The organism is Glaciimonas sp. Gout2, assembly GCF_035018905.1.
Lineage (GTDB): Bacteria > Pseudomonadota > Gammaproteobacteria > Burkholderiales > Burkholderiaceae_D > Glaciimonas.
The window spans coordinates 1-942 of record NZ_JASJXA010000122.1; the positions used below are offsets into that span (position 1 = coordinate 1).

Below are 942 nucleotides of genomic sequence, written 5' to 3' on the forward strand. Positions count from 1 at the left end.
GTGCAGCCGTTAGCGCGCTATTTTTCACCTCTGCACAAGCAGCTATGTCCGCCGAAACAGCGGGGTCTGATGTGGCACAACTTAAATGGAAATACCAGCCACCGGGAGATAAGTTCTTTGACTTGGCATTAGATGCAGGGGGTGATGTATATGCTGGCCGAACCAATCATAGCGCTAAAGCAAGACACATCGGTATGCTCGGGTTCAGCGATGTAGAAGATCAATTTAAGCTTAAGTGGAGTCTAGATTATTTGACCGAATATCCTACCGGCCACAATTTGGAAGTCCCTTATTATCACAATCGGTACAGAAGCTTTACAGGGTTAATTGTTAAAGATAACACGGTCGTAGCAAGACTATTTGATAGTAGTTTGCTGATATTTGTGGACACGCGTACTGGAAATGTATTAAGGACGACCCCACTTGAGCCTTTGTCCAAGATGTCAACCCAGCATGTAGACACAGCGGCATTGGGAGAGGATGGGACGCTTTATTTCAATCGATGCAATGCGGTATCAAGTTCCGTATCTGAACATGAATTTTTAGGCGTTGGTTTTAACGATGGTTTGATAAAATGGCAAAAACAATTAAAAGGTGTCGGTTGTACTAAACCGCAGTTTAACGAATATTTTGAGGTTTTTTCTCCTGTCATTGATGCAGCCGGTGTAGCGCATATTTCTACTCAGGAACAAGGGCATTTCAACGGCGCCAACTTTACCGTCGCAGAAAATGGTGATGCATCTAAGGGAGTCAGATTACCTATGCGCTCGCTGCAGTCGGCAGTGGGTGACAACGGTGTAATTTATACACTTGGATACAAGCAGGCCAACTATAACTCTACGCAAACAGAATATGGTCTTTACTCGGCGGTTTCAAATACCAAGCGCAACACTGGGTTAATTAACAGTGTCAGTCGGATGTTGTAGCAACGCGATGTGCTGA

Annotated in this window: 1 protein-coding gene; it reads left to right on the plus strand. The window is 44.7% G+C overall.

What is annotated here, in order from left to right:
- The coding region (locus QN379_RS23410; protein WP_323507759.1) for a hypothetical protein at positions 1-926 on the plus strand (926 nt) is incomplete at its 5' end.
- Positions 927-942 lie beyond the last annotated feature (16 nt).